Raw genomic sequence first — 21,733 nt, forward strand, 5'->3', positions numbered from 1 at the left:
CATGACAGAATATATCAAGCTAATCGCCACCAATAAAAAAGCAAGATTTAATTATAAGATTGATGCTGAATATGAGGCCGGTATTGTCCTTGTGGGGTCGGAAGTCAAATCCATGAGGGAGGGCCGGGTCAGTTTTCAAGATTCCTATGCAGACATTAGAAACGGTGAACTTTTTTTGCGGCAATTGCATATTACCCCATACAAATATGCCGTTAATGCCAACCATGAAGAGTTGAGAACCCGCAAGCTTCTGCTCCATCGATCTGAAATTAAAAAATTATTTTCCCGGATGAAGGAAAAAGGATATTCCCTGGTCCCTTTGAAAATTTATTTTAAAAATGATAAGATCAAGGTATTGCTCGGGCTTGGTAAAGGCAAAAAGCTATATGACAAAAGAGAAACCCTAAAGCAAAAAGATGCAGATCGGGACATGGACAGGGATAGAAAAAAATATTCTTGTAAGTAATCTGTATTGACTTTTTTACCTTAAATCCTTATATTAGAAAGTATAAAATGTTCTTTTACAATTTGGGGGCGAAATGGCTTCGACGGAGATTTTGAAGTCTAAGGTAGCATACCGAGTCTTTTGTCAGCTCGTAAAATTGGCAGAATATTAAAATAATCGCAGACGATTATAACTACGCTGTAGCGGCATAAAGGCCGCTTCCGCCCTCCTGAAATCCTTCTTGCAGATTCAGGTCAGGGCGTCATTTATGCAAGACAGCTTTTAAGGGTGCCTGATCCTTAACGGTTAAACTTTTCAGGCTATACCGGTAGGTATCCATCCTGAAGGAGACCCGCCGACCAATTTAAAACTCAGGATAAGTATGTAGAAGCCTAGATAGATTGTTTTCGGACGCGGGTTCAACTCCCGCCGCCTCCACCAACATTGTATAGTAAAATCAACTACTTAGCTGATTTTATGTGGTCAGATATGTTGACCAGATGTTGACCAGCCTGCATCTCAGTTAATTTGCGGCTTGCGATAATAGCTCTTTTGACATCTGGCAAGAAATATCGTTTAAAAGCATCAGACACATGACCTGTTACATCGTGTTGAATTTCTTCCGGGGACATAATTTTTCCCAATGCTGTAACAGTCGAATGTTTTACTCCAGGATAAACGGACACGCCATCAATCCCCATATTTTTACAAGCTTTTTTCCACCATTTATTAAATACCTTCGGGCCAAATTTTACGCCAGCCTTTACCCCTGACTTTGTTTTAAGGTGTCTAAAGAAGTACATTTCTGGCAATGCCGATGGTACCATGCTTTGAATTTTTTGAATAAGTTCTGAGTGCTCTGGTAAAAGATGAATAAATTTGGGCTTATTCTTTTCTTTTGGATCAGGGAAAACAATCCAGTTATCTTTGTAATTAACATGTCCTTCCCTGAGGTCGAGCATTTCCCCGGGCCGTACCTTTGGATACCAAGCCATTAGCCGAATACCCAGCCAGATGCGAGGATTATCTTCCCAAGAAATTCGTTTTACTTCTTCAATTATATACTGTTGATCTTCCATGTTGACTATTTTTTTCATTTCCAGTTCATATTTAATTTCTGGGAATTCAGGCATTTCAATCTTTGAACGGCGTTTCTCTCTCCTTACAATCCAGGTCCAGAAGTCGTGTAGTACGGTTTTCCAGTTGGCCAGGGTTTTATTGCCGACTCCATGGTCAATTAGAAAAAAATCATCAATTTCTCCTTCGGTTATCTCTTTGATTTGCATGTAATCCCAAGACTTGCCAGCTTCGTCAAGAACCCTTTTTATGTGCTGGACCTGTTTAGATGAAATCGATTGTGTTTCTTTTAGAGTTACAAATTTTTCACGTAAAGACAAAAAGGAAAGAGGTTGATTCTTAGCCCATTCTCTTTGATCAAAGCCACCTTTATTGTTGTCGGCTTGATACCGGATATGATTTAAGTGTCTTTCGGCTTCCTTTACGGACTTGAAACGTTTATGATGCTTCCGACCGAACCGGACCTCACAAGGTCCAGCCCATGTTATATCGGGGTGTTCTGGGCATTGTAGAAAGCCTTTGTTTTCGATGTACTTCAAGATTCCAGGCTCTAAAGACTTTTGACACTCAAAACACTTTTGCTTTGTGTATATGCGTCCTTGCATACATAATCCCCCATTTGTTAATTCTGGGAGGAATGTATTATTTTGCCCCAAGAGTGTCAATTGATTGTTCTTATTTCTTTTTGAACTCAATTAGCTCAGAAGAAAAAAAATAATACAATTTGTCTTTTTTGATTTTTGTGGTTTTCGGTCGGGGGACAGCGGATGGAATTGTAATAGTTGTAATTGTCTTCATACCAAATAATCCTTTTCAACGTTAGTTAGTCGATTCACATAGTGCATAAGCACAATGAGAACCTTTCTGCCGCTGAGAATATTTCTCAGCACATTTGTACAGTCTAACCTATGGATTATTTGTCCCAGTTAAGCCCCGGGCGGGCTGTATCTCGTTGAGTAATAATTTCGTATTTCTCAATTTCTTATACACATTATATACCTTCCCCCGGGGGGGTGTCAAACATGTGGGAAAGTTTTTTAAAACAGGTCAGTTTCTAATATTCTGTTTGATACCGGGAGTTTTTTCAGAAAGCGAAGATTTCACATTCTATTGTTAATATAGATTGAGTTCAAAAATATTCTTCCCAAATCTTAAAGATACCATTTGGATTGTTGAACATTGGTAGAATCAAGATTCATGCAAGTTATGCAGCGAGTTTGATTATGTTGTGAGTATTTTATTCCTTTTATTATTCAATTTTATTCAAAAAAGATTTTTTAATCTTTCTTTTTATTCGTATAATTCAAGTCGATAATCTGGGGACAGAATGAGAAAAGCCCGAAGCTGCAACTCCGGGCTTTAAATTCGAGCTACTGCATTTAGCCGGAAGCCCAAACAATTATATTATTTTACATCATCTTCCGGCTGGCTGCAAGACCGGAGGACTGCTTTGTCTTGTTACTAATTTCGATTACATGCCGATGGTGTGATTTTCCTTTTTTCCTCTGCCGTGTGTGCTGGAGAGGCCATGTATATTGTTGTGATGCTTGTCGTACGGCTGGGAACCTTAAAAACAAAAGAGAGGCACAGAGAAGATACCGCCAGACCGAAAAGGGAAAAAAGAATCATCGGGAAGCAGAAAATCGTCGTCGATACCGTCAGGCTATCAAAAAAAGAAAAAACATGGATGATACACCTTCCACAGTGCTGCCAGTCTGGTGTACGACAATAATCATATGGACTCAACATCATATTTTTAGCCTTCAAATTAAACCATGCTGCAGATTCTGTTGCGTTTTGGGTCAACTTGTACCGGAATTTCCCAGACGGGGATATGGATAGTCAACAAAACCGGGAGGTGATTCATGATAAAGAAGACAATTTTAAACTCCGGGAGAATACGTTGCGTCGAACGAGGGTTTAGTTTTATTCCCCATCGTTTTCTTACGGATGGCTTTTGGAGCTTATTGACCCAGTATGAACTTTTATTGTACTTTTTCCTGGTCATGGTCGGGGATCGTAACGGGCTGAGTTTTTACAGTTATGATAAAATATGCACTCTGCTTCAAATACGGTTGGATCAGTACATCCAAGCCCGGGACGGATTGTTGGGAAATGATCTGATTGCCTTTGACGGTACAATTTACCAGGTGCTTTCCCTGCCGAAAACTTCTGTGAAGATATCGAAAGCGGCCCCCTCTCCTTGTAAAACCCGTCAACCCGAATCGGTTGGTAATATTCTGACTAAAGTATTCATGGAGTCAAACCGTGGATAAGCGGCAACAAAAACAGCCGCTTTATTATGATATGAATCAGGTTTGTCGTGAATATCTCGACTATTTTCAAAGAGTTCAGCAAAGCGGTCCAACACAGATTGGTGCTATAACAAGAGTCGTTAAGGCATTCGGCATTTATTTGCAAGAATCCAAGGTAAAACTGACCAGTCTCAACATTGAACATGTGGATGGCTTTTTAGTGGTGTTCAATGCATCGTATGCAAAAACGACCCGGCGTCTGTACAGGTCCTATTTGAGATGTTTCCTGCGTTATCTCTATAATGAAAGAAATTTAATTAAACAAAATCTGGCCGACCTTTTGATTGGACCGCCAATGTTTGCTAAATCCAAACCACCGCAGTTCTTGCGCCCCCATGAAGTACAGAAATTATTTAAACATTTACCTCATTTTACTGCCTGTGAACTTCGAACCTATGCCCAAGTCCATCTGGCTTATTTTTTAGGATTGAGACCCATTGAAATCAGTCGAATCACCCTGGATGATATTTTTTTCTCCAAAGGGTTGTTGAATGTGAAGAACAGAAAAAACAATTGTCCCCTTCAATTGCCGATCCCGGAAGATACACTAAAAGCCATTGCAGCTTATCTTGTCGGAGGAAGGCCCAAAAATCTGGGCAGAACTCTTTTTTTGATTTTTTGGCCCAACCCCACTCCCATGAGTGCAGGACTTGTCGCTCAATATTTGACAAAGGCTCTACGGGATGCAGAGCTTCCTGGTACAGCCTATTGGTTACGGCATACTTTTGCCCAGAACATGTTGGAATCAGGTGCCAGCATCTTTGAAATCAAAGAAATGCTTGGTCATGATAGTATTGAATCCACGAGACAATATCTGAGCATACACACGTCTCTAATGCGAAAGGTCTTATTTGATGAAACCGTTTAAAAGTTTTTTAAGCCAAGAACTGGAAGCTTTCATTTCTTATCGACAAGGGCTTGGTTACAGCGGTGAGCGAATCAGGAGTCCCCTTCGGACTTTTGACCGATATATCAGACGGCAACCGAATTCTTCAATTGTCTGGGAGACGCATTTTTATTTGAAATTCAGAAATGAGATTAAACTTGAGCCATCTTCGATAAACACCATCCTATATGCTGTTCGATGCTTTTTTGAATACTTGAGACGAAACCATAGCCACTTGAAAAACCCTTTAAAAGATTTGCCCTGCCTGCCCCAGCGTGCATTTATTCCTTTTGTATTTTCATCGGAACAGGTTGAGCAGTTATTGAATGCCACATGCCGTCGAATCCGTCAAAAACATCAATTTTTTATCAAAGATCTCAGCGAATATACAGTGATCCTGCTTCTGGCACGTTGTGGGTTGAGGATCAACGAACCTCTGCGTTTAAAGATGAGGGATTATCGGCCTTATGAAAGAACCATTTATATTGAAAAAACAAAATTCAAAAAGGACAGACTTATCCCCATACCTAAATCCGTTGCAGAGGCAATTGATAATTATTTATCAGCCAGGGCAACTATAAATGATAAAAGTATCAATCCATTCCTATTTATTGGTCGAAAACAAAAAAGACTAACCCAATATCGTATTCGTAGGATCTTTCATGAGACAGTAAGTGATATCGGTATTAACACAACCCGGCAAATCATTGGAGACACTGTCTTTGGAAAAGCTACGCCACATTGTTTGAGGCATTCTTTTGCCATCAACACCTTGAGATTAGCCATTGCCCGAAAACAATCGCCACAAAATGTCTTGCCCGTGCTTGCGACTTATCTGGGCCATGTTGAATACCGTCATACAATGAAATACTTGAAAGTAGTTGATGCCAAAAGCAGAATGAGTTTATTTGATTTTGCAGGCACACAAAGGGAGTATCCATGAGGCTGACCAGTTGTGTTATTATGTTTTTTGATCAATACCTGCCCCACATAAAAGGTTGCAGTCCCAATACCATAAAAAGTTACCGGGATACCATTGCCCTTTTTTTACCTTTTGCTGCCGAGCATCACTCAGTTAAAATTGATTCCCTAAAATTGGAACATCTTTCAACAGACTTGATATTAAATTTTCTTAATCAGCTCGAATCTCACCGTCATAACATAGCTAAAACTCGTAATCATCGCTTGGCTGTGTTAAAATCCTTTGCCAAAATGATTCGTTTTATGTATCCGGACAAGCAAAAATTAACGGATACTATCATTGCCATTCCTCAAAAACGCAGTCAAAAAAAGTTGATAGGATTTTTATATCCCCAGGAAATTATCAAGATCTTTAAAGCAGTGAATCTTACTCAAAAAGATGGCTTCCGGGATTATACTCTTTTACACCTTTTATATGACACCGGTGCCAGGGCAACAGAAATCGCAACGCTTCAGTTAGATTATTTTGATTATAAAAATAAGACTCTGGCTATCCTCGGCAAGGGAAATCGATATCGACAAATTGAGATCTTGTCGAAAACAGCAGAGCTTGTCCACCAATATATTATCAAATACCGTCGTTCTCCCAATCTGCTTTATATAGATAATTTGTTTATCAATCAAAGGGGAGCAGCACTTACACGGCATGGTATCAATCGCCTTTGTAAGAAGTATCTTGATCGGGTGTTAAACTCAAAGCGGTTAACTCTCATACATCCTGTTCATAGCTTTAGACATTCTTGTGCTATCCGGATGGTCTCTGAGGAAAAGGCCATATCTGAAATCAAAAATCGTCTGGGCCATTCGAACGTTCAATCTACAATGGTTTACCTGCAATTGGATTTGAATAAAAAACGGCAATTACAGGATGATTTTATCAAGTTCACCCGGCAGCACCTTGCATCAGATCCGAAAATCGATGAACTGGTTCAATGGGAGAACAAACAAAATATTCTTGAGTGGCTGGACAGTCTTTGAATACCTGTAAGGATCGTCAAAGACATCGCCAAATAGCGGATTGGAGCAGATTCTTATGTTACGTCTTTTATTACAAATTTGTGTTATACCTGGCAACATACTGAATTTAAAGACTTTTACAGTCTCCATTCGAAAACACTGCAAATGTCCTGCTATCAATGAGATAGGGCAACTCGCAACATAATGCAAGTATTCTTGAGTTTCATCTGAGGAGCTTTGTCTCCAATTAAAAAGTAACGGGGAATCGGTATGTTCGTTGTTACTTTCCCTCATATATTGGAATGTTTCTTTACAGAAATTCTAATCATTGATACTGATTCATATATCAAAATCGTTAATAGTTTCGGGTCGGATACCATGTTGTTTTATTGTGATGTCCAAATAGGTACACTTACTCAAATAAGAAATCAAAAAATGAATGCAGTGACTTTAATGTGGGGAGTGATATTTGGATCAATCGGGTTAGGCTTTTTTGTTTATGGTAAAAAGCAATTATTCCACTTCTTAGCGGCAAGAATAGACCGTCATCTTATCAAACTTAATTGCCACTCCTTCCTTCTCGGTCCGGACAACCTTACAATGTAGTTTGAACGGTCTGTCGTGCCCAGGGATGGAAAAAACAACCATGGCTTCACTGCCGGGTGCAAGAGCGGCTTTGGTATTAACAAACACTCCACCGGCACTGATATCCCGGGTATCCGACTGAATAACCCTATCCCCGATTACTGAGTCGATCTCAAGCCTTTGTGCGGATCTGGCGTATTCCCTGGGCTCATAGAGTGTCAAACAGCGTCGAGCTTTGACCCTGTTCAGCGTGGAATTGCTCCTCTTTACAAATCAAACAATTAGAAATCATTTCCATCGAGAACACTTATTGATATTGCTTTTGGCTTTTCAGAAGAAATTATTTTTTATCAAGTGGGGTCAATCTTCGATGCTATTTTTCCTAAAAAAGGGGTCATTATTGCACGCTGTTTAACAATCTACAGTACACCTGTGCAAACCCTGTACAATATAGGCAGTGTACAGAGTAAATCCTTTATCAATAGTGGCCTTAAAGCCACGCCCAACCAGATTTCATGACTCTTGCTCTTGTTAACTGCTGCTATTGTGACTCAATTCCACTTTGGACGATTTGAATTTAAGACAGTGCCTAAGGGTTTAGTAATGCAATACAAACAATAAGCATAAAAGTTTGTAACGTAATACAAATTGCTCTATAATTACAAATAGTTATAAATAAAAAATGATTTGCTATCGGCTTTAATCCGTTGTACTTAAAAAAGCAGTTATCATACAAAAGATCTGATTGCCGAAGGTGATTATCCTTTTTTAAAGGATAACTAAAGCGAATATTATCCCTTAAAAAAGGAAAGGTATGTCAAAAAAAGAAATCCCGGATCCCAAAAATTTTCTAAAGAAGCCACGAAGAGTAAGATGTATGACCGCACTCATTGAACATCAAAAAAACGAGCTGATGGAACTTGCTATCGCTGTTTTAAAGGACAAAAAACGGGCCGAGAAGTGGCTTGCATCGCCTGCCAAAAGCCTTGGCGGGGCAATCCCCATTGAACATGCCACAACACCTAAAGGCCTTGAAGATGTTCGAAATCTCCTTGGGCGTATTGAATATGGAGTCTATTCATGATGGATGAAAAAGAATTATTAGATCTCGCCATTAAAACTTTTGAAGATCCAGTTGTGGCAGAGAAATGACCTACTTCAGCGGCCCCGGGTCTTGGTGAAGCGATTCCCGTTGAATATATTGCGGAGACACCCGAAGGCCTCCAGGAAGTTAAAAATCTTCTTATTCGGATCGATGAAGGGATTTTCTCATGATACAAGGTAATCGCCGAAGGTAGCGATCATTACGGGGACATGGGTAATGACTATTTGTTTTTATCCGCAAATAAAGGTCACAATAAATAAGATAGGGGACGAATAAGATAAAAAGTCTGGAGATCAGTGTGGACATTGATGATTTGTAATTATTAATACGGGAGCTGTGGATATGGAAATGGGAAGTGAAAAAAATGGATGGGGGCAAAGCTTTTGGTGGGGCCTACACCTGATCCCGCCTGCTTATCTAAGATGGGATGATTGGAAGATCAGAGTCTATGAACCCTATGATAATCAACTGAAGTTTTTGAATGAGGCCCGGGATTGGCAGAGTTGGTATTTTGCTTTCCGGGGAGTTTTAGAGATCCCCGAGGGCGACAGGACCGCTTATTTAAAATATATCCTTTTTCGGTTGCTAAACAAAGAAAACCAGGAGAAGTTTAAGATATGGGAATGGAGATATGGGATCACTAAAATTGATCCTGAACCTGGGGAAAAGTGCATTTACAGAGACGATTTTTTGAATTTTGTAAAAGAACAAATGGTGATCAGATATCACGAATTGATGTCTGAGCCTCCAGAACGGGATTATGAAGATGATCAAAGGATTATTGATGCACGCAATCAACTCCGGGGAAAAGTTGCCGATGCTCTCTTCCTAAATAAAACTTGGGAAAAGGTTGGAATTAAACATTTTGATATTGACGACTATAAAATCCTGGATTTGTATGTGCGTTTCAAAAGAGGCGTTGATGTTGACTTGGGAAGGTTTAAAGCATTTTTGAAAGAACATGTTTTGTGCGAGTTTAACATCTTATCTATGGACGATTACGACCTGCAATCGTGTAAAGATATTGATCCGAATTTTGATTTTCGATTTAATGATGTGAGAATAAAAAATGGACGATCATAAAAAAGATGGTGGATTGATCAAAAACTGGCAAGCCCAAGAATCAGAGCCCCCTGGATCATCGGTTCTTATCGGCACCCTGGTTGAAGACACTGCCGGTCGGTTTCAACCAGGGGAAACTCCTGGAAACACCGCTTGGCCTCATGATTACCAGGATTTTGCTCGAAACGCTGATCCAGGGGAAGGGTTTTTATAGCTATGAAAATACTTTACACGACAGACCTCCACGGAAGCCAACACTATTATAACCAAATTGCCAAAAAAGCATTACTACACAAGGTGGATATGGTAATCAACGGCGGTGACATGTTACCGAAAAATGAACCGGTCTTTAAACGCCAAGCTAAGTTTATTAAAAACCTGGAAGAGCATTATTTTCCAAGGTTTGAAAGATCGAAAACTTTTTATTTATGCGCTTTTGGCAATGATGATCTAAAGATCTATGATGATGAATTTGATCGGGTCTGCGACCAGTTTGAATTTGTTCATAACATTGCCCAACGAAAGCTTTCTATCAACGGGTTCGAGTTTATCGGGATGCAAAAAATTTGCGATTATCCATACGGACTCAAGGATCGCTGTGCCCGGGACAAAGAAGGTTTTAAATTTCCGGAACAGCGGGGAACCCCTTGCTTTTCTGTTAAGAAAGGGAACGGTTACGGCTGGGAAGAAATGACAAAAGAAAAATGGCTTGCCCATGCCCGGACCCTGCCCACCCTTGAAGATGAACTGGCAGCGCTGCCGAAACCCCGGGACCCACGGAAAGCCATCTATGTTATTCATATGCCCCCCGCAGGTCTTGGGCTTGATGTATGTGCAAATGGGGATAGGCCAGAATCCCTTGCCACTTATAGCTTCTTAAAAGGAATGCAGCCCTTACTCTGCTTTTCAGGGCATATCCACGAATCATATATAATGAGCGGGATTTGGCAAGCTCGCATCGGCAAAACGATTGCAGTACAACCCGGACAAGGCGGTATGAACCCTGTTTTTGTTGTGATTGATACAGATACTATGAAAATGAAAAGATACGGTCATGACACAACGACGATGATGGTCAAAGCATACATCCCGACTGACGGAAGTAATCCCTATATCCGAATTTCTGAGTTACCAGGGTACTTACAGGGGCCTTTCTTGGAATCCATGATGGGCCAGGGGATGAGGGATTATCCAGGGGAGAAATCCTTCGATACCCCCTCTGCCTGTGATTTCGATAATTTTTGTTTATCAAAAGGAATCAAAATTAAGCTGATCAAAGCGAGCGTAGATTAATGTTTGAGTCAAATAAATAAAAAAGATAAAAGAGATGACAAAAAAGTATGATGCCTATAAGCCTGGCCAGTACCGGAGCCTGACCCCATCATTGATTGCACAAGAAACCCAGGAGCGCATGATGAGCGAGCTTAATCTTTTTGACATTGAGTATAATGGCCTTTTTCGATGGAAAGGCAACGGAAGCCCTAAAGACTCCCGAAACCCGAATATCTGGACTTCCTTTTGCCAGGTCATTATTGCAAACGAGCTTGCTACCGGCTGGCCCTGGATCATCTTTGTTGACCAGGGCCAGGACACAGGAACTTCCATCACAAACAGCTTACAGTAGCTTGTATCAAGGGTTTGCAAAAAATTTACCCTGGACATCTTCAATCTCCGGGTTTTTGAAATATATCTTCATAAAGAAAGCCCCTCATACTCCGAAATCGATGTAAAAGGTATTTTTTTCATGACGAAATCCCAAAGATTAATGCTGATTGGAAGCCTTGCAACGAAAGGGTCCTGGCTTCGCTTGAGAAGATTCTAAGGCTTGCCGGTGATGGTGGCATTGATCAAAACAAGGGAATCTTTGTGGGACCGATGTAGAATAAGGCCTATGGATAACCCGCACAGTTACCCTTACCCGTATTGCCACTGGTATTGACATCCACTTTCCTGATTTACCCGGATGCCAAGGGACTTGTTTGGACGATGGCAGCGAGCATTTTGGCAGAACCACTATTCAAGCAATTGGGCCTGCATTCGACATTTTGGACTCATGGATGAAGAATGCAGATCAAAAAGATGTGCCTAAAAAAAGATTGTCAAAGGAAGAGCTAAAGAGGCGGTACCCCGAATCTCGTTTGCACGAAACATCGGTGCGATTGCCATGGAAATAAAAGAATGAAAAACGTTGATCATAAAAAAAATGGTGGGCTAATCAAAAATTGGCAAGCCCAAGATTCAGGATCATCATCGGTGCTTACTGGTACAGTGGTTGAAGACCCTGCTGGCCGGTTTGAACCAGGGGATCGGATGCGATCATCATATATTGTTTCGATTGACAGGGTGAAAGGTATAATTGAGACGACGAATAGCATTTATAGAGTGACTCATGAAATTGTGATCCATAAAAAAGGGATTTACAAGTTTGTCCGGATCTCTGATCTCCATCCTGATGATCAAGGGGATTTAAGAAAATTTTTAAGAGGCCGGAATGCACCATTGCCCCCTGCTGAAATCGCTGGGAATACCGCCTGGCCGAACGATTACAGGGATTTTGCCCGGGGAACTGATCAAAACGAAGGTTTTTTCTAAATGATTGATTTTGAAGATCCAGAAATGTTGAAATGGTTAGCGGAGAATCCCGTTCCCAAGGGGCATATAGCCTTAACTCAGCGATGTTGGGAGAATATCACGAGAGGCCTTGAACGATGCCAAAAGAATAAAAAGGATCTTGAAATTTGCATTGCCTGGGCAAAAAAAGCAGATAGAAAAATTTGGGTAGCAATCTTGGACGGCAGCTTGACCGGCACTCATCGGTTTTCTTAACTAGGGAAGTTCACCTTCTTATATATTCCGGTTCAACAGGAGAGAAATATCATGTCTATCAAAAAAAATATAAACCCAGGCTGATCAAGAAATAAAATCTTAATTGTTTGACTATGGAGCCGGGTAGGGCGCACGGCTTTCCGAACCTGCTTCATCAGTTTTCCGATGAACCCATTCTAATTCGACCGCCAGGCGATCCCGGATCTCACCAATATCAAAAAATACCATCCATTCCCATTGGAACCCAAGAGATTCCAGCATTGTTTGGAGGTGGTCTTTAGGCCCTCTTTCTTCAAAGTAAGCACAGAAATATCTTGCATTATTACCGTTCTGTAGAGTTATGAACGTCGGGTGAGAGTTCAGAGGGCAATCTTTTGAGCCGAGAAACGCCCAGGGACTGGTGCGCTTCTTTTGAACACCACCAACTGTCATGTAAATATGTTCAGCTTTCAGCATTTTTGCCGCCGAAGTTCGAGAGAGGCCATTCTTTAAAACTTGGTTAAAAGAAGCAAGCATAACCATATCCGAGAAAGACCAAATATTTCGTTCTCCCTGGATAGTCGATTTTGTCACACTGGGTGCAACGTATCCATGTTCTATCCATTGCCGAAGACGAGTTCTTTTAATTTTAAGAACATCTGTAATTTGTTTTTGTGTATACCGATTTTTCATAGGGATAATTATGGCATAAGATGTGACATATATCAATCGAAAATTAATAAATAACAATATGTTATGGATATTTTTCTTTGAGTTTTCACAGTGTTTTTTCGTGACCGTTAGGCAGCTTTAAGGTATCTTAAAGGCAGCTTAAAGATGCCTATCTGCTACCTTAAAGAAAATATAACACAAGGAACTTTCTGATGTCAATTTAGCAGCTTAAAGATGTCTTAAAGGTAGCTTAAAGATGTCTTAAAGGTAGCTTAAAGATGTCTTAAAGGCAGTTTAAAGATATCTTAAAGGCAGCTTAAAGATATCTTAAAGGCAGCTTAAAGATGTCTTAAAGGCAGCTTAAAGATATCTTAAAGGCATCTTAAAGCTGCCTAACTGCTACCAGAAGGGTGTCTTTAAAAAAGAGCCCGAGGGGGTTACAGTAACAGGGGGCAAAAAGGTTACTGATCAACGACAATTATTTTTTCCCTGCGACGACAATTAGAATTCCCGTTTTCTCCTCTATATAACCAACTAATTTAACTAAAAAATACTTGCAAACACCCTCTGATTATGTTTTTTATGTTTATCCTTCCGGAGGATAGGGTAATGCTGGAGAGCAACCCGAGCGCCGAGAAGGTGACCGAAGTATGAGGGCCGCACGATATTGTGCGGCCTCATCTTTTTTAATCTCTTGGTTTTTGTCTTCTCTCATACTTTGGTCCTCAATGCGATAAACTCCGGGGGTTTGGGGGCTGGCCCCCTTTAAAATTGGTAAAAAGTCCTTTCGTTAATAAAAACCGGTTCTGCCATGTGTTAAACCATGATTTGATAAGACACGCCCAATGGTGCTTTCAGATGGCAACGGCTCAATCTGGTAAAATTTTTCCAGTCTTTTTTTGATTGCCCTGGAACCACATCCAATCCCCTGATTATATAATTCTAAACGTACCATTTTGATAATCTCTTCAATTTCACATTTTGTATATTCTGCAATCAAATTCTGTTCATTTGATATCATTAGACATTCCTTTTATTTATTTTTTGCTTGTTCCATTCGATAACTGTCTATGTTCAATTCCAGAATGACACTGTGATGAACAAGCCTGTCAATAGCGGCTGCCGTAGTCATGGGATCTTTAAATATTTTTTCCCATTTGGAGAATGGCAGATTGCTGGTAATCATCAGACTGCTGTTTTCATAACGATCTGCCAGGAAGGTAAACAACACTTCCATCTCTTCCCGGCTTTGTTGGACATATCCGATATCATCAATGATGACCGCATCAAATCTGGACAGTTTTTTTAGTTTTTTGGTCATTTCAAGCTCTTTTTTGGCGATCAATAAATCCTGAACAAGCTGACTGCATGAAATGAAAAGAACCTGTTTCCCTCTTTCAATAAGAGCATGGCCAATGGCACATAACAGGTGTGTCTTGCCGCTGCCCGGATTACCAAAGGCCAATATGTTCTCGGATCGATTTAAAAAAGAGCCGTTGATCAGAACATTCAAATGGTTGGCCACCTTTGGGGGAAGGCGTTTTTTATCAAAGTTTTCAAAAGTTTTTGATGGTGGAAGTTTGGACAGATGGAGATTGCGGGATATCCGGTTCTGCCGCCTTGTTTCACATTCGAGGTTCAACAGTTCTAAAAGATACTGTTCGTAGCTCCATGTTTCTGCCCGTGCCTGCCCTGCAACCTCCTCATAACTCCGGCGTATGGTTGGCATATGAAGTTGTTTGAGGTTTTCAACGATCTGATCCTGATCACTTAGCATCAGATCACCCCCTCAAGCAGTTGGTCATAGCATGTTAAATCAACTTCCTGGATGTGGATATCAGTCTTAAAAACTGGTACGTTGGACAGCATAAGGGCTTGAACCTGCGCCTTGCTAATATCCGCATTTGTATCAATTAAAATTCTCAGTGCATTGTCTACCGCAGTTTCGCTTTCTTTAGCAGCCAGGTATAAAATAGCCAGATATCGTTTAGAAGCACTCCTGGCTGTATAACGCTTTTCCAGATTGTCATACGCAATTCTGAATCTGCTGGTGGGAAACAGTTCATCCCGATAACGATAATTCTCGAATGCCCCCGGCTTTCGGATCAGGCTGTCAATGATATGTCGATAATTGATGATGTGTTTTCCTTCACCACGTTGCCTTGGCAAGGTATCAACTTTTTTTTGGCCGTACCATATTTCTAACCGTTCCATGTACAGACGAGCCTGCACACCCTCACCAATAAGTCTGCTGTTTACAGAATACACATTATTGTTTACCCGGATAGTGCTGCTGGGACCGACTTTCATATCCTTTTTTTTACATGAGTCAATCCGGCGTTTGGGTAATCTGCGCAAAACAGCCTGATCATCTATAAAACGTTTTATGCGACCGGCATTTAACTGTGCAAACAATTTGTGTAAAAGACATTCATATGCGCCTCGATCTTCAAAGTCCCGGCTACCCCTTAAAAGCAGGGTTTGATCAACCGCCTTTTTAAAACGATAATTGCGTTGTTCCACATCTCCATTTTCATGTGGGCTATTCGGGTTTGTTTTGCAGGGGATTATTCCATAGTGATCGACAAGATCTTGGTATCTTCGGGTAAATTCTTCAGGGTTATCCGCCTTATTTACTGCTGTAGTTAAACGATCTGTGCGATGGTTTCCGGGCACACCTCCCAGCTCCCATAAAGCATTTTGAACTCCCTGACTCAAACTCTCAAAGCTTTCTGAAAAACAAACAGTCCCGGTTTCCCAATTGGAATAGGTCAAAACAAAATGATAAATCATATGGTTAAAGGGAATCCCGTTTATGGTTACCCCCAGTTTGTCCATATGGGTAAAGTCCGACTGGCATAACTCTCCGGGTTTATGTATTTGACTGAAGAATATTTCTTTAGGTGGGCCTTCTACGGCTTTCCAGTGTTTTATGCGGCGTTGTAGGGTCCTCAGTTGGCCATCGGCAAACATACCTGGAAGCCTTCTCTGAAGATCTTCAAACAGGGTCTTAGCTTCCAGTCCCGGATTAATCTCTATCATTGATTTAATGCCATCCCAGACTTCTTCAAATGAATCTTTGCGTGTTCTCCATGTGTGCTCCCCCGTGAGTTCACTGGGTAATTTGCCTTGATTACGATACTTGCGAGCGGTTTTTTCATCCACCCCCGCCTTCATTGCCGCCATCCCGAAATTCTTTTCTGTTTGAATCAATTTGAATAACCTCCTCACTTGTTGGTCCGTTACCATCCAAATTTCTCCTTTTGAGTGTGATTTGGATAGTCGTACCATTTTTTTAAGGTTTTACCTTTCGGGAATTTTAATTGTCGTTAGGCGGGAATTATAACTGACGCTGATCAGGTTACAGTAATTCAAGAAAAGTGTAATGAAAAAGGGTTACAGTAACATAGGGAGCATCAAAAAAATCAAAGGTTACAGTAACACTTCCCATTTTGTATTCCAAAGCCAAGTTCATTTGTAAATCTTCTGGTATCAAAGCACATTCTTGAATAACACTCTTTCAAAAAACATAAAGAAAAATTTGGATTTCAAAAACTAAATCATAGGGCATCATTATATTTTTTTGCTATTCAAATAAGAATTTGTGAAAATATGAGTATTTTTGGATTACCAAAAAAATTTATTGAAAAGCTTAACTGTGCTTCCATTTTTATGGAGAGGATCAGTTTATCTATCTCACTCGACTATTTTAATGTTTATTGATTCTCAATAGTAACTCTTTCCCAATCAAAATGACGTCGGCAATAATATAAATTAATACCGGTATCAATGTCCCAACCAAAAAAACGATATGAAGCGAAATAGAAAATATTGCATTTAGGTTGTTAAGCGGATATTTTAGAAGGAACAATTGGTACTGGTGTTGCAAGTAGGGCGACAGGGCTTCATGAATCTGGGCGGTGAGCTGGACATCTATTCCGGTGCCGCTTTGTTCAATTCCGTGGGTGGTGCCGTTGTTCAGTGCAATCCAGTCCGGAAAGATATTGTGGGCATTGAACACCTGGATGAAAAACAAAGCTTCTTCATCCGTGGAAAGCCCGAGGGTTCCATTGATTTCACCTACCTCTGTTTCAAGGCCGGCCCAATCGGGAACAAATGGATTGAGTTCAATGTTTGCCAGGGGGGTCTGGTCGTCGGGCATAACCCCCTGTTTGAAGAACTCTGGTCAGATGATTTAGATTGGGTTTGTTTTGAGGGTAGAAATTCCAAAGGTTCCACCTTAGCAGAAACAGCAAGACTTCAGGAAATTTTCCTTGATCATTTAGCATTTAACACATCAAGTAATACTTCACATATTCTTGACAAAAAATATAGCACCCTTCTCACTGATGAAGAAAAAATTCTTAGGGATGCGTTACTCGCTTTAAAGCAAGAAATCTCTCCAGTTGCCAAAAAAACAGATGCCTGGACAGAAATCAACTCACTTCTTATAAAAATTGGTGACAAATAATTTTTTTGATCGGGGAAAAATGAATAGGCATACCATTGAGATTGCTTCTTGGAAAATTGTTTCTGAATTTATGCGTAGATACTCAGGAAATTTCAAAATAATTGAAACCCATCCTTGTAGCGGTCAATATGACTGTTTGTCTGTATACGATTATTCTGAAAGACATATAATGGATTTCAACCGGGGTGGAAGCTTACACATATGGTCCAAAGCAAATGACAAGAAAAAATCAAACTCCGGTCCAATTGATTCATATCCTGAAATATGGGAAGATTTCATTTCAAAGAGCAACCCTAAAAAAGTTCTTGATAAAGTTTGTAGAATGGCTGGATTGGATTGTAATGTTCATCTTCCATCAAGTTCACCAGAAATTTTAACGTATAGATTTATATCCACTATCTTGAATCAAACAATTTTTAGTTTAGATAAATGGGAATGTAGAAATGGATATCTTGATTCTTCTGGATATAGCCATGGAATATTAATTGATTTTGATAAATTTCCAAAAGCAAAGGAAAGAGCTCGAATAAATGAAAAAAGTGATATCTTAAACAATCCAGCATATAGATTCTGGTTTATCAAACAAAATGATGATCCCAAACTATGTCTTGAGACCAATGGTACCGTATGGGATAAAAATGGACAGGAATATGATCTGTCTCAATTGTACAAAAAAAATAGAAAAATATCGGAAGTTGTATATAAAATCACTAATAATTTATTACCTTAACGCATTTGATTGAAAATGACCGCTATTAAAGTCCCACATGATCAATTAAGTCCAGAAGCACTTCAGGGTGTTATCGAAGAATTTGTAACCCGTGATGGCACTGACTATGGAGAAGTTGAAATACCCCTGGAAACAAAAATTGCCCAGGTGCTTAATCAGCTTAAATCCGGAAAAGCTGTTATTGTTTTTGACCAAAAATCTGAAACCTGTACTATTTTGAAGAGCGATAACCCTGCTCTGATGGGTATTGAAAATTGATTGAGGCGCTATATGAATGACAATAAAAATTAACCCACAACCATAGCTGAAGCTGTAAACAAACTCCTTTCTGATCTCGGCATTGAGGACAAGAATCGGATAAAAAACTCCAGAGAAGAGGGTCTCATCAATTTTCATTTTGGTCTTGGTATGGGTATAAGAAATGAATTCGGGCTGTGGGAAAAGGATTCCAAATTGCTTGAGAATTGCAAAGAGTCTTCAGGCAATCCGAATCTCGATATTGACACTGCTTCTGAAATTATAATCAAAGCTCTCTGGGACAGGTTACAGAAATTTCCTCCACCAAAATTGGTCAGGGATAAAGATCAATACGGATATTGATTCGAACCTGAAACTCAAGATTGTGCTGGCAATATCCATGATAGCGGGATACACTTCCTTTTTCATTCGTTCTTTCATTTTTATTATATTCTCAGATTCTAAGGTAAAATATGATTGATATCCCTATTAGCTGGTTCTACCGTCTCTTTACATTCCGATGGGATCATAAAGCTAAAATTGCTGAATACTCGGTTCAATCTGGATCAGATACCGTTGATTACGCTAGTGTTACGGCCAGGCCAAAGCTGAATAAAAGCTTTTTCTGGACTGACATTGTTTTTTCCTCTTCTACAAATGATAAATTCAAAATTTCGGGTATCAAGAATAGAGATGCCCAAACGACCTTTGATTCAATCATTAACGGCATTCAAGATTTCCATCGACAGGAACTTTTACCATATTGCAGACTAATCCCTGAAAGCTATCATGCCTTTAAGACCAGTTTTAATGGGAAATACGTCAAACACAGCACAATTGAATGCTGGAAACGAAAAAGTGCAGAGATCTATCAAAAGCTTAATAATGAATTTGCGTTGCAGAGTCTCCCAGATGACGAGAGCAAAAAAGTTAAAAAATACCTTTATCTGGTCTCCGAAGCCCACTCCCTTCGGGAGGGTCAAAATCAGAAGTTCATTACTCAAGAACTCCAAAAGTATAGAAACTATTTTGATACAGTAGAAAACAACCCGCTGACAGAAAACCAGCGGATGGCATGTGTTGTCAATGAGGATAACAACCTTGTATTGGCAGGAGCCGGTTCTGGGAAGACTTCAGTAATAATCGCAAAGACAGGCTATCTTATTCAATCTGGCCTGGCCCAACCCCATGAAATCCTGATCCTGGCATATGGTAGAAAGGCAAGCAAGGAAACCAATGAGAGGATCAAGGCAAAGCTGCCAAACATTGAAGGCGTTAAAACCAGTACATTTCATAAATTAGGGCTGGACATCATCGGTAATGCAACCGGTAAAAAACCTCGGGTCAGCAAACTTCAGGAAGATGCCTCTGAATTCGATGCGCTGATTAACCGTATAATCACTGAACTGACCCAGAAAGATCCAGCATACAACCAGCGGGTTATAGATTATTTTGTAACCCACTTGATTCCCCATAAAAGTGAATTTGATTACACGGAACAGGGGGAATATTTCGCAGCTCTAAAGGAGGGGGATGTCCGATCCCTTAAATCAAGATTCCAATGGGAAGAAAAGAGAACTGGAAGGATCTCCTTAAAGCAGGAACAGCTTAAAAGCTTTGAAGAAGTTGTTATCGCTGATTTTTTGTTTGTTAACGGTATCGAATACCAATACGAAACACAATATCAATACGATACTGCTTCTGCCGATAAGACCCAATACCAGCCTGATTTCTATCTGCTGGAATATGACATTTATATTGAACATTTTGGGATTAACAGAAACGGAAAAACAGCCCCATTTGTTGATGAATTGGTTTATCAACAGAGCATGGACTGGAAAAGGAACCTTCACCAAGAAAAAGGGACCTCTCTTGTTGAAACCTACAGCTATGAAATGCAGGAAGGTACGCTCACGGACCTGCTACACACAAAACTTGAGAATAAAGGGGTTCAGTTCTCCCCTATGTCATTTGAAGATCTTCTGGCATTATTGCATAAGATAGGAGAAGAGAAGAAAGCTACTCAGCTCACCAAGCTCATTGTCAATTTCTTGGATCTTTACAAGCAGTCCGGGTACACACTTGAAATGGTAAGAGAAAAAGCCAACCAACACCAAGATAAAATCCGTTGTCACGCTTTCTTAGATATCTTTGAACCTATCCTGCTTGAATATACTACGGAACTTAATCGCACAAATAGTGTGGATTTCAGTGACATGATCCGGAAAGCAACAGATTCTGTTCGATCCGGGCAATATAAGCCACGCTTTAAATACATCCTTGTAGATGAGTTTCAGGATATATCCGCCATCCGAGCAGATTTGGTAAAATCCCTTGTCGATCATGGAAATGATAAGGTTTTGACATGTGTAGGTGATGACTGGCAGAGTATATACAGGTTCAGCGGATCTGATCTCAATTACACCGGAAAGTTCGAAAAGTATTTTGGCCATACGGAAAAGGTTCTGTTGGATAAAACGTTCCGGTTCAATGATAAAATCAATGCCTTTTCAAAAACGTTTATCACAGAAAACCCGGTACAGCTCAAAAAAGCCATAACTGCCCATAAAAATATTTCCGGAAATGGAATTACGCTGGTGGGGTATTACCAGGATAAAAGCAAAGCCGTACAACAATGCCTGGAGCAGATACGGAGGATGCATCCCAATCCGGCAACCGTGTATATCCTTGGCCGGTATGGATTTACAAAACCAGATCATCTTGAAACCCTTAAAACTCAGTATATAGAATATACAATCGAATTTGATACGGTCCATGGGAGTAAGGGCAAGGAAGCCGATTTTGTCATTATTTTGGATGTTAATGACGCTAAATATGGGTTCCCGGCAAAGCTAAATGATGATCCCTTGCTTGACCTCGTCCTTCCACCTGAAGAGCCCTTTAAATATGCTGAAGAGCGGAGGCTTTTCTATGTGGCACTTACCAGGACCAAAAATCATACTTTCGTTCTTTATGATGTCGAAGAACAATCGGCTTTCATAAAAGAAATTGCCGAAAATAAGACCAGATATCACTTTGATGAACTTTTAACACAAGGGGTGGAGTCGGCTCCACCAGACTATGGAAAATGTCCTGTCTGTAAAGCGGGTAAAATCAACATGCGGGTTATGCCTGATGGCCAGTTCTTTTTTGGCTGCGGGAATTATCCTTTTTGCACTTATACTACCCGAACCTGTACCGTCTGTAACAAAGCTCCCATGATCAAAGATGGTTCATATTATCATTGTAGAAATCCGAAATGTGATCATACGGCCAAAGCATGTAAAGCTTGTTCCGATGGAATAATGGTTGAGCGCCACGGTAAATATGGACGATTCCTTGGGTGTTCCAATTATGGCAAGACAGAATGCCAATATACGGAAAAGTTATACTGAGCTTTACCAA

Annotated in this window: 23 protein-coding genes, 1 other RNA gene and 1 pseudogene; 18 read left to right on the top strand and 7 right to left on the bottom strand. The window is 40.2% G+C overall.

Going from position 1 to position 21,733, the window contains the following annotated elements; genetic code table 11:
* The first annotated feature begins 1 nt into the window (after position 1).
* Positions 2-466 carry an SsrA-binding protein SmpB gene (gene smpB / locus ACZ45G_RS11015; RefSeq protein WP_464178000.1) on the top strand — a complete coding sequence of 155 codons (465 nt, stop codon included), beginning with the start codon at positions 2-4 and terminating at the stop codon, positions 464-466.
* 64 nt (positions 467-530) lie between these two features.
* Positions 531-886: a transfer-messenger RNA gene (ssrA, locus tag ACZ45G_RS11020) on the top strand.
* A gap of 20 nt (positions 887-906) precedes the next feature.
* On the opposite strand, the gene ACZ45G_RS11025 is transcribed toward ssrA, so the two are convergent.
* Complete coding sequence (locus ACZ45G_RS11025; RefSeq protein ID WP_464178002.1) at positions 907-2,127, bottom strand: hypothetical protein; 1,221 nt, start codon at positions 2,125-2,127, stop codon at positions 907-909.
* A 923-nt stretch (positions 2,128-3,050) separates the two neighbouring features.
* On the opposite strand from ACZ45G_RS11025, the gene ACZ45G_RS11030 reads away from it, so the two are divergent.
* The 5 genes from ACZ45G_RS11030 (at position 3,051) to ACZ45G_RS11050 (ending at position 6,682) form a co-directional block, all read left to right on the top strand.
* The gene (locus ACZ45G_RS11030) at positions 3,051-3,254 is read left to right on the top strand and encodes a hypothetical protein (protein ID WP_464178004.1); all 204 of its coding nucleotides are present in this window, start codon (positions 3,051-3,053) and stop codon (positions 3,252-3,254) included.
* Between the two features lie 133 nt (positions 3,255-3,387).
* On the top strand, positions 3,388-3,798 hold the full coding sequence (locus ACZ45G_RS11035) for a hypothetical protein (RefSeq protein ID WP_464178006.1): 411 nt from the start codon (positions 3,388-3,390) through the stop codon (positions 3,796-3,798).
* Entirely contained in the window at positions 3,791-4,705 is a 915-nt protein-coding gene (locus ACZ45G_RS11040; RefSeq protein WP_464178008.1) for a tyrosine-type recombinase/integrase, read from the top strand. The genes ACZ45G_RS11035 and ACZ45G_RS11040 overlap by 8 nt, the downstream gene beginning before the upstream one ends.
* On the top strand, positions 4,692-5,666 hold the full coding sequence (locus tag ACZ45G_RS11045) for a tyrosine-type recombinase/integrase (RefSeq protein WP_464178010.1): 975 nt from the start codon (positions 4,692-4,694) through the stop codon (positions 5,664-5,666). Before ACZ45G_RS11040 ends, ACZ45G_RS11045 begins: the two co-directional genes overlap by 14 nt.
* Entirely contained in the window at positions 5,663-6,682 is a 1,020-nt protein-coding gene (locus tag ACZ45G_RS11050; RefSeq protein ID WP_464178012.1) for a tyrosine-type recombinase/integrase, read from the top strand. The genes ACZ45G_RS11045 and ACZ45G_RS11050 overlap by 4 nt, the downstream gene beginning before the upstream one ends.
* Positions 6,683-7,186: 504 nt before the next feature.
* On the opposite strand, the gene ACZ45G_RS11055 is transcribed toward ACZ45G_RS11050, so the two are convergent.
* Positions 7,187-7,468: a PilZ domain-containing protein gene (locus ACZ45G_RS11055; RefSeq protein ID WP_464178014.1), complete on the bottom strand. Its 282-nt coding sequence runs from the start codon at positions 7,466-7,468 to the stop codon at positions 7,187-7,189.
* Positions 7,469-8,060: 592 nt separating this feature from the next.
* On the opposite strand from ACZ45G_RS11055, the gene ACZ45G_RS11060 reads away from it, so the two are divergent.
* The 7 genes from ACZ45G_RS11060 (at position 8,061) to ACZ45G_RS11090 (ending at position 12,239) form a co-directional block, all read left to right on the top strand.
* Positions 8,061-8,330 (top strand): antitoxin Xre/MbcA/ParS toxin-binding domain-containing protein, encoded by a 270-nt coding sequence (locus ACZ45G_RS11060; protein ID WP_464178016.1) that lies wholly within the window; start codon positions 8,061-8,063, stop codon positions 8,328-8,330.
* Positions 8,331-8,693: 363 nt separating this feature from the next.
* Positions 8,694-9,434, top strand: a complete 741-nt coding sequence (locus ACZ45G_RS11065) for a hypothetical protein (protein WP_464178018.1) — start codon at positions 8,694-8,696, stop codon at positions 9,432-9,434.
* Positions 9,421-9,627 (top strand): hypothetical protein, encoded by a 207-nt coding sequence (locus ACZ45G_RS11070; RefSeq protein WP_464178020.1) that lies wholly within the window; start codon positions 9,421-9,423, stop codon positions 9,625-9,627. Before ACZ45G_RS11065 ends, ACZ45G_RS11070 begins: the two co-directional genes overlap by 14 nt.
* 2 nt (positions 9,628-9,629) lie before the next feature.
* Positions 9,630-10,706 (top strand): metallophosphoesterase family protein, encoded by a 1,077-nt coding sequence (locus ACZ45G_RS11075; RefSeq protein WP_464178022.1) that lies wholly within the window; start codon positions 9,630-9,632, stop codon positions 10,704-10,706.
* Between the two features lie 34 nt (positions 10,707-10,740).
* Positions 10,741-11,037, top strand: a complete 297-nt coding sequence (locus ACZ45G_RS11080) for a hypothetical protein (protein ID WP_464178024.1) — start codon at positions 10,741-10,743, stop codon at positions 11,035-11,037.
* A gap of 554 nt (positions 11,038-11,591) precedes the next feature.
* Positions 11,592-12,005 (top strand): hypothetical protein, encoded by a 414-nt coding sequence (locus ACZ45G_RS11085; RefSeq protein ID WP_464178026.1) that lies wholly within the window; start codon positions 11,592-11,594, stop codon positions 12,003-12,005.
* On the top strand, positions 12,006-12,239 hold the full coding sequence (locus tag ACZ45G_RS11090) for a hypothetical protein (RefSeq protein WP_464178028.1): 234 nt from the start codon (positions 12,006-12,008) through the stop codon (positions 12,237-12,239).
* Between the two features lie 111 nt (positions 12,240-12,350).
* Here the strand turns inward: ACZ45G_RS11090 and ACZ45G_RS11095 are convergent, their stop codons facing one another.
* The 5 genes and pseudogenes from ACZ45G_RS11095 to ACZ45G_RS11115 all read right to left on the bottom strand — a co-directional run.
* A complete protein-coding gene (locus ACZ45G_RS11095) occupies positions 12,351-12,755 on the bottom strand; it encodes a hypothetical protein (protein ID WP_464178030.1) in 405 nt (134 codons plus the stop codon).
* A gap of 925 nt (positions 12,756-13,680) precedes the next feature.
* Positions 13,681-13,911 carry a hypothetical protein gene (locus ACZ45G_RS11100; protein ID WP_464175486.1) on the bottom strand — a complete coding sequence of 77 codons (231 nt, stop codon included), beginning with the start codon at positions 13,909-13,911 and terminating at the stop codon, positions 13,681-13,683.
* A 12-nt stretch (positions 13,912-13,923) separates the two neighbouring features.
* Positions 13,924-14,667 (bottom strand): IS21-like element helper ATPase IstB, encoded by a 744-nt coding sequence (gene istB / locus ACZ45G_RS11105; protein ID WP_464175487.1) that lies wholly within the window; start codon positions 14,665-14,667, stop codon positions 13,924-13,926.
* Positions 14,667-16,100, bottom strand: a complete 1,434-nt coding sequence (gene istA / locus ACZ45G_RS11110) for an IS21 family transposase (protein ID WP_464179869.1) — start codon at positions 16,098-16,100, stop codon at positions 14,667-14,669. The genes istB and istA overlap by 1 nt, the downstream gene beginning before the upstream one ends.
* A 679-nt stretch (positions 16,101-16,779) precedes the next feature.
* Positions 16,780-17,052: pseudogene (locus ACZ45G_RS11115) on the bottom strand (class II fructose-bisphosphate aldolase); the annotation flags it as partial.
* 328 nt (positions 17,053-17,380) lie between these two features.
* On the opposite strand from ACZ45G_RS11115, the gene ACZ45G_RS11120 reads away from it, so the two are divergent.
* The 4 genes from ACZ45G_RS11120 (at position 17,381) to ACZ45G_RS11135 (ending at position 21,723) form a co-directional block, all read left to right on the top strand.
* Positions 17,381-18,091, top strand: coding sequence for a TY-Chap2 family putative peptide chaperone (locus ACZ45G_RS11120; RefSeq protein ID WP_464178032.1), 711 nt, complete (start codon positions 17,381-17,383; stop codon positions 18,089-18,091).
* 15 nt (positions 18,092-18,106) lie between these two features.
* Positions 18,107-18,349, top strand: coding sequence for a YheU family protein (locus tag ACZ45G_RS11125; RefSeq protein WP_464178034.1), 243 nt, complete (start codon positions 18,107-18,109; stop codon positions 18,347-18,349).
* 42 nt (positions 18,350-18,391) lie between these two features.
* A complete protein-coding gene (locus tag ACZ45G_RS11130; protein ID WP_464179925.1) occupies positions 18,392-18,691 on the top strand; it encodes a DUF6794 domain-containing protein in 300 nt (99 codons plus the stop codon).
* Between the two features lie 110 nt (positions 18,692-18,801).
* Positions 18,802-21,723 (top strand): UvrD-helicase domain-containing protein, encoded by a 2,922-nt coding sequence (locus ACZ45G_RS11135; protein WP_464178036.1) that lies wholly within the window; start codon positions 18,802-18,804, stop codon positions 21,721-21,723.
* Positions 21,724-21,733: the final 10 nt, after the last annotated feature.

Source organism: Desulfoconvexum algidum (assembly GCF_055382125.1).